3 protein-coding genes and 1 pseudogene are annotated in these 3,206 nt (G+C 69.6%); all 4 read right to left on the bottom strand.

Features of this window, described 5'->3' with window-relative positions:
• Positions 1-1,029, bottom strand: a 1,029-nt coding sequence (locus tag B4E30_RS08600) for a class I adenylate-forming enzyme family protein (protein WP_286794755.1), incomplete at its 3' end; no start/stop codon positions are given.
• The gene (locus B4E30_RS08595; RefSeq protein WP_286794753.1) at positions 1,026-2,150 is read right to left on the bottom strand and encodes a branched-chain amino acid ABC transporter permease; all 1,125 of its coding nucleotides are present in this window, start codon (positions 2,148-2,150) and stop codon (positions 1,026-1,028) included. The genes B4E30_RS08600 and B4E30_RS08595, both read right to left, overlap by 4 nt.
• Position 2,151: 1 nt before the next feature.
• Positions 2,152-3,027, bottom strand: coding sequence for a branched-chain amino acid ABC transporter permease (locus tag B4E30_RS08590; protein ID WP_194385069.1), 876 nt, complete (start codon positions 3,025-3,027; stop codon positions 2,152-2,154).
• Positions 3,024-3,206, bottom strand: a pseudogene (locus tag B4E30_RS08585) (ABC transporter ATP-binding protein); the annotation flags it as partial. The pseudogene B4E30_RS08585 and the gene B4E30_RS08590, both read right to left, overlap by 4 nt.

The following is a 3,206-nucleotide window of genomic DNA, read 5'->3' as shown; positions in this document are numbered from 1 at the left end:
CACGTCCACGTGCGGATAGGGCCGCCCGACCGCACCAGGATGCGCGCGCGCGTCGGTCTCGGACAGGTGCAGCACGTTCGGCCCCGCCTCCGTGAGCCCGTATCCCTGCGTGAGGGCGACGCCGCGCGCGGCCCAGCTCTCGCGCACCTCGCGGGGGACGGTCGCGCCGCCGACCAGCGCCAGCGTGAGTGCACTCAGGTCGACATCGTGCCAGCCGGGATCCGCGGCGAGCATCGCATACTGGGTGGGCACCCCCATCATGGCCGTGACGCGCCGCTGAGACATGAGCTGAAGCACGCGGGCAGGCTGGAACGCACGCTCGAGCACGACCGTCGCCCCCACCCACCACGCCAGCAGCGGCTGGCAGTTCCACGCGGCGACATGAAACTGCGGCAGCATCGCCAGCACGACGTCGCTGCTCGTCAGCGGCAGGGCACCGGCAAGCGCCATGTTGTTCCAGAAGCAGTTGGCGTGGGTGAGCACGACACCCTTGGGCGCTGCCTCCGAACCGGACGTGAAGATCACAAGGAGCGGATCGTCGTCGCGGACCGCGCGTTCCGCGCCGGGCCTCCCGGCTCGAGGCAGGTGCGTCTCGACCGCGCCGGCACCGAGCAAGACCATGGCGGGGGCCTCGGCGACGGTGCGGAGCGCTTCGTCGGCCAGGACGACGTACTCGTCGTCGACGAGGAGCAGATCGGGGTCGCTGCGACGCAGGAGCCCGCCGACCTCGCCCGGGGTGAGCCGCCACGACAGGGGCACGAACGCGACACCGGCCAACGCGCATCCGAAGAACGCCACGACATGATCGGCGGAGTTGCCCGAGATCGTCGCGATGCGATTCCCGGGTCCGTACCCGGCGCGGCGCAGCGACGCGGCCAGCGCGGAGGCCCGGCCCGCAAGCGTGGCGTAGTCGACGGTCACGCCGCGGTCGTCGATGGCGATCGCGTGCGGCGACTGCGCGGCGCGGTCGGTCACCCAGCGGCCGACCGTGTGGACGCCGGCGGACTCGATCGGTGCCGCCGTGCTCATGCGCGCACCTCGACGGGGTTCTCGGCCTGCGTGGCCGCATCGTCGATCTCCTCCAGCGGGCTCTCGTCGTGACCGGACCGCCGCCGTCGACGGAACAGCTTGTCGACGGTGCCGGCGATGCCACCGGGGAGGAACATCACCACGAGGATGAAGAGCGCGCCGAGGAGGAACAGCGGCTCCGACAGCGGGATGCGCAGGACGTCCGGAAGGCCGGCGATCGCCTCGGAGCCGGCGAGCACGGTGAGTCGCTGGTCCAGGAGCGTATAGAGCACACCCCCCACAATGGCACCCCACCGGAAGCCCACGCCGCCGAGGACGACCATCACGAGGATCGTGATGGTGAGGTCGGCCGATACCGCCCGTGGCACCGTGCCGGACTGCAGGAGCAGGTAGGCGACGCCGGCGAGGCTCGCCAGGACCGCGGCGATGACGAAGACCGTCAGGCGCACGGTGAACGGCGAGAGCCCCAGCACCCGCACGCGTTGCTCGTTCTCGCGGGTCGCACGGGCGAGGTGTCCGAGGCGGCTCTTGTCGACCCACAGGGAGACGAGGTAGACGATCACGAGGATCGCGAGGGTCAGCCAGTAGAGGTTGCGGGTGTTGACGACGCCGACCAGCGCATCGGGCACCAGGTCGGTGTTCAGCCCGAGGCCTTCCTCACCACCGGTGATGTCGGAGTTGCGCCGCACGAGCACTGAGCCCGCCTGCGCGAAGGCGAGCGTCACCATGGCGAACGGGATGCCGGAGACCCGCATCGACACCGCACCGGTGGCCAGCGCGATCACCATGCCGCCGAGCAGGGCGATGAAGACCCCCGGCCACAGCGGCACACCGAGGTGCTCGAGGGCGATGCCGAGACCGTACGCGCCGGCGCCGAAGTAGAGCGCGTGGCCGAAGGACAGCATCCCGGATGTGCCGAGGAGCAGGTTGTACGAGAGGGCCAGGGCGGCGAACACCATGCACAGCGACAGCAGTGCGAGCGTTCCGGGCATGTAGGTGGGGGTGGGGAGGATTCCCGGCAGCGACAGGTTGAGCATCGGGAGCAGCGCCATGAAGGCGATGAGGACGACACCGATGACGACCGGAACGAATCGGCGCACGTTCTTCGTCGAGCGCGGCATGTCAGGCCCTCCTTCCCATGAGTCCGGTCGGTCGCAGCAGCAGCACCGCGGCCAGCAGGATGACGACGATGAAGTCGCCCGTGCCGTTGAGATAGGTGTTGGCGACCTGCTGGAGCACGGCGACCAGCACCGAGGCGATCGCGGCGCCGGTGAGCGAGCCGAGGCCGCCGACCACGGTGACGATGAACGCGAAGATCAGCAGCGTCGCGCCCATGTGGGCCGAGACGTAGTTGGTGTAGTGCATCGCCATCACCCCGCCGATGCCGGCGGCGGCCCCGCCGATGGCGAAGACCAGGGTGAAAGAGCGGCGCACGTCGATGCCGAGGGCGGTGACCATCGCGCGGTTCTCGACACCGGCGCGGATGACCATGCCGTAGCGGGTCTTCTGCAGGAACAGCACGAGAGCCAGCAGCACCAGCCCCGCCGCGAGAATGAGCGCCCAGTACTTGTTCGGGATGCGCGCGCCGAGGATCTCGGTGGTCTGGGTCAGCCACGGCGGACCGGCGATGGTGATCGCATCGGTGCCCCACATGCCCTCGAACAGCGCGACGGCTGCCAGCGACAGGCCGACGGTGACGAGGACCTGTTCGATGTGCCTCTCGTACAGCGGTCTGATGAGGACGAGCTCGGTGAGGGTGGCGAACACGGCGCCGACGACCGCGCCGACGAGGATCGACAGGAGGAACGAGCCCCAGGAATCGGTGCCGAGCGCCTGCGCAACGAACCACCCCATGAAGGCGCTGAGGGTGAGGAATGCCCCGTGCGCGAAGTTCAGCACGTGCATGAGGCCGTAGATGAGGCTCAGACCGCTGGCGACGAGGAAGTAGAGGGCGCCGAGTCCGACGCCGGTGACGAGGGTGAGGACGAGGGTGCTCATGCGTGGGCCTCCGCGTGCACACCCAGCAGGCGCTTAGTCAGCTCGTCGTCGTCGAGGATCTCTGCGGCCGATCCGGTGTGCACGACGCGTCCGGCGCCGATCACGACGGCGGAGTCGGCGAGTCGTCGAACGACCTCGAGGTTCTGCTCGACCAGCAGGATCGGCACGACCTTCGCCGC

Source organism: Microbacterium sp. UBA3394, from assembly GCF_002358725.1.
In the GTDB taxonomy this organism is placed as follows: Bacteria; Actinomycetota; Actinomycetes; order Actinomycetales; family Microbacteriaceae; genus Microbacterium; species Microbacterium luteum.
The sequence above is the reverse complement of the archived record's forward strand: the minus strand, read 5'-3'. Positions and strand labels throughout refer to the sequence as shown.

Bases quoted from the DNA above. Each gene is read 5' to 3' on its own strand.
- B4E30_RS08590 (WP_194385069.1), bottom strand. From the start codon at position 3,027: ATGAGCACCCTCGTCCTCACCCTCGTCACCGGCGTCGGACTCGGCGCC.
- B4E30_RS08595 (WP_286794753.1), bottom strand. From the start codon at position 2,150: ATGCCGCGCTCGACGAAGAACGTGCGCCGATTCGTTCCGGTCGTCATC.